The following is a 4,097-nucleotide window of genomic DNA, read 5'->3' on the forward strand; positions in this document are numbered from 1 at the left end:
TTCATGAAAATTTTTAAGTAACATATTATTCAAATTTATTCTCAATCACTCATGTTAACTACCGACAATTTATCAAAGTCACACTTTGTCACCCAATGAATTAACTCGTCTCACTTAAAGATTTTCACCCTTTAGGCTTCGCTTTCAGCTACGACCCAACAAGTCGGGCAAGCCCGAGGCGCCCATTTGCTGTGTTATCAGGGGCTGGCGGTAGACAAACTACAGCGTCCCCCCTGAATGCCTTGCAAATGAACGCCTCCGGCTTGTGAAATATCCAGGATATGGGCCGTTTATATCTTTGAGTTTCCAGAAAAGGCTTTCACCGCACCAGAAGCAGGGCTTTGATTTTTTTTAACAGGGGTTTCTGTTTCATTTAAACTCCCTTTTTCGGTTGGCATATTCACGCTTCATTCTCACAAATATCCTTGATTTTCCTTAGTTGATCGGCTCCACCTTGATGATCGACCCCTTAGCTGGGTGGTTCGGGTTCATCTGAGCCCACTTGCCCAGGCTATCAGCCACCACATTCCCATAGAGGCATTAACAGCCAGCACGACCAATATCATATCTTGCACTTTCGGCGATAACCTCTTGTACCAAGGCCGCAACCATTTTTCGGTGACAAACACGACCACCGCCAACGCCAAAATTTCTCCAACGGATTTAGCACTTATCATTTCGTGACTCTCCCCTTATATTTGCCATGCTCATTGAATATGCGGCCCCTGGTATCCACACGACCTTCGTAGCGGCCATGCTCATTAAATATCCGGTGAGTCGTCTGTGGCCCCTGTATCGCTGGAAGGTCTTGGATGCATCCAGCCAATATCAAAACCATCAAGATCAATATGGTTCGCATTTTACCCATTTCAAAGTCGATCATTCATCCTCTTTGTTCTCAGGCTTGATTGGCTTTGTTTTTTCTTTATCTTTTTTAAGTTCCAGCATTGGGCCGCTGGACATAAACAAAATTCCAAAGCGTGTTACCAGCGCCCCAAGGATTATGTACCCCAATAATACTTGCATGGTCAGCAGTACGTGGCCCGGAATTGACTTTGACATTGCGTACATATCCCCAAATCCCAAGGTGGTCATAGTGACAACGCTAAAGTAAATGGCACGAATGTAGAAGGTTAAGTAGGTTAAAAAATCGAACGAGTTGCTTTCCATTATGAAAAGCTGGTCAATTATGCCAGGGTTTTCCCGAGAGCCATCCCATATAATGTCATAAATCCCCCAGAAATAGTATATCAGCGTAAATACGGCGGCCAATAAGGCAAACCTTTCAAGGATTCTCTTTGTCGATCCCCCATAATCTGATAACTTCCAGAAAAGATTCATCGGCCATCGTTTAATTTTATTGTCCTCATACCATTTCCGCCATTGCTTCCGTCTTATGTTGAATTTCAACCGTTCTTTTAACTTTGGCTCTATCCTTGCAGAGTCCAAGCCTACACCTGTGAAGTCAGTTTGATCATTGATCGAACAGTCCCATAGCAGTGTTTTACCGCCAACTGCTACACCTTCAAAATTGGCTCCTTTCATGTTTGATTTATGAAATTCAGCACTGTTGAGATCGGCTCTTTGGAATAGGGAATTTTCAAAATTGCATTCTTCAAAGTGACTGTTTGATAAATCTGCTCTAACCAAATTTGCATTTTTAAAGTTACACTCATTTATATAGGCTTTTTTTATTTCTGAACTCCCAATTTTTGTGCCTTTAAATGAGGAGTCTAAAATCTCAGCTTCATTAAAAATAACTCTTACCATTCTTGCTTTATCAAATACAACTTCAGTGCTTTTGGCTTTCGTAAAATTTGTAGCGACTAATTCTGCCCCATCAAATCTTACCTCATGAAGTATAGAATCTGTCAGGTTAGCCGCATTTAATATTGCATCTTTTAAATTTGCGCCTGTCAGGTTTGCTCCTTTGAGATAGGCTTTTCTTAGATTTGAATTTTCCAACATTATAGGAGCAAACGGATTTTTCGACCGCCATTCATTCCATTCAGTTATGTCATTTATTTTGGAACAACGCAGGAGCATCTGGTATTGTTCTTCATCAAATTGCCGATCTTGATTTTCTTTTGAATTGTTATTCCCTGACATAACTGCCTCCTTTGGGTGTAATGCTTTCCTTACAACTCATTCTCGTAAACGTCTTTTATCTCCTCTGGCTGAATGCACAGGTAGTCAAGTGTCTGGCGCTGGGTGCTGTGGTTGAAACATACCATAAGTCGGGGCAGGTCAACACCGAATGTTACCCTTTATTGATGAGCGCCCCCCTATAGCACCATTTCAGCAAATCGCTGCCAGTATTCAGCCAAATACAATGGAATCGAAAGAATCCGGTCGTACCACGACAACTCATTCATGGAAAACCGGATACCCAAAGGCGTGCCGGAGTGTTCTTTCAAAAAAAGATGCATGCTTTTCAATGTTCCGCTTTTGCCTGACTTCACTTCTATTGGGAAAACCATTCCTCTGTATGTGGTTAAATAATCGACTTCCGCTTGGCTGCTTTTTTTCTCTCTGGCCCAAAAATGAATTCGGCGCTCCTCAAAAGGGTCCATGGCGGTTAAAAGCTGCTGGCCGACAAATTGTTCCATTACACTACCTCGATTAACGGTCATCAAATCTTCTTCAAGCATGATGGCCGCATCAAGGCCCAACGCTCTTTGCATTAAACCGACATCTATAAACAACAACTTAAATTTTTGGGGGTCGATTTGGGATTCCAGGGGAACGCCCTGGCCGGCTGAATGAAACACCTGATATAGACATCTGGCTTCCGTTAGCAGCGACAGGGCCTCTTTCAAGGCGCGGGCCTGGACATGCGGATTGATGTGAACATACTTGCATTGATTGCCGATCAAGCGCGGTGCGGTCTGAAACACATCCTTCAGATATTTATGCTTGGCAGTAGAGGCATATTTCGCAAAATCCACCTGATAGGTCTGCAAAATATCGGTTTGCATCAATTTTATTTCCTCGGGCGGCCCGTTTTTGACATAGGCCGCCACGATGCCCGGCATTCCGCCAACCATAAGGTACTTTCGCAAAGCCAGCTCCAGTTCCGGCCGATAAATCGGATCAACCCCTGTTTCCATTTCAATTTGTTCAAGATATCCTTTCAATTTGCCCCGCCCGATTGCTTCTAAAAATTCAGCAAACGACAACGGTTCCATAAAAAGAGAAGAAATTCTGCCAACCGGCATTCTGAATTTGTCACTTTTAAATGCCATTTCTACAAGGGAGCCGGCGCCGATGACGTGCAACTCGGGCAGCTTTTCATAAAAATATCGCAACGCGATAATGGCCGACGGGCATTCCTGAATTTCATCCAAAAACAACAGGGTTTCGCCGGGTCTTATATCAGAATCGGTCAGAACAGCGATTCTTTCTAAAATTTCATCCACGATTAACGTATCAAAGCACCTTGCCAATTCAGGACGTTCTTCAAAATTGACGGTCACACAATTTGCAAACTGTCTCTTCCCAAGCTGAGTGACGGAATAGGTTTTACCGACCTGGCGTGCCCCTCGAACCAGTAACGGGCGGCGCGATCTGTTCTTTTTCCATTGCACTAATTTTTGATCGATTTTACGTTTCAACTTAGATGCCCTCCCCTTGTTTTACCCTATGGTTGCATAAATGTCATGCATGAAACACAAGGTCCTTTTGTTCTTTTTGTGAACATAATACAAGGGTCTTTGCGGCAATGCAATGTTTTTCTTTCAATGACGTTCGGTGAGGCTTCGTCTGCAGTTTAATGTGTGTTCTAGGAACCCTGCATCACATTATTGCCAGAGGGAACCCGCTTCGCTACCTGGATCAGAGTGAAATGTCGTGTGATCTACGATACAAGTGCTTTAACTTTTATCTCATCCGCCTTTTGCATCGCCTGCCAAAGATCGTACTGGGCCTGTTGAATCAGCCAGCTTTCGGCGTTGCCGCCAAATGCCTTGGAAAGTCTGATTGCCATTTCTGGTGAAATACCGAAACGACCATTCAACAAGGCTGAAAGCGTTTTTCTTGATACGCCAAGTCCTTTGGCTGTCTCAGTTATATTCAACCCCAAAGGTTCAATACAAAGC

At 43.5% G+C, this 4,097-nt stretch carries 5 protein-coding genes; all 5 read right to left on the reverse strand.

The window, feature by feature from the left end:
• Positions 1–488: 488 nt before the first annotated feature.
• Positions 489–677, reverse strand: coding sequence for a hypothetical protein (locus V3S16_RS09775; RefSeq protein WP_413884500.1), 189 nt, complete (start codon positions 675–677; stop codon positions 489–491).
• Positions 674–883, reverse strand: a complete 210-nt coding sequence (locus V3S16_RS09780) for a hypothetical protein (RefSeq protein ID WP_413884501.1) — start codon at positions 881–883, stop codon at positions 674–676. The genes V3S16_RS09775 and V3S16_RS09780 overlap by 4 nt, the downstream gene beginning before the upstream one ends.
• Positions 880–2,109 (reverse strand): pentapeptide repeat-containing protein, encoded by a 1,230-nt coding sequence (locus V3S16_RS09785; RefSeq protein ID WP_413884502.1) that lies wholly within the window; start codon positions 2,107–2,109, stop codon positions 880–882. The genes V3S16_RS09780 and V3S16_RS09785 overlap by 4 nt, the downstream gene beginning before the upstream one ends.
• Before the next feature lie 176 nt (positions 2,110–2,285).
• Positions 2,286–3,614 carry an ATP-binding protein gene (locus V3S16_RS09790; protein ID WP_413884503.1) on the reverse strand — a complete coding sequence of 443 codons (1,329 nt, stop codon included), beginning with the start codon at positions 3,612–3,614 and terminating at the stop codon, positions 2,286–2,288.
• A gap of 242 nt (positions 3,615–3,856) precedes the next feature.
• The coding region (locus V3S16_RS09795) for a HigA family addiction module antitoxin (protein ID WP_413884504.1) at positions 3,857–4,097 on the reverse strand (241 nt) is incomplete at its 5' end.

This window comes from Candidatus Desulfatibia sp. (assembly GCF_036446775.1).
Classification (GTDB): domain Bacteria; phylum Desulfobacterota; class Desulfobacteria; order Desulfobacterales; family UBA11574; genus Desulfatibia_A.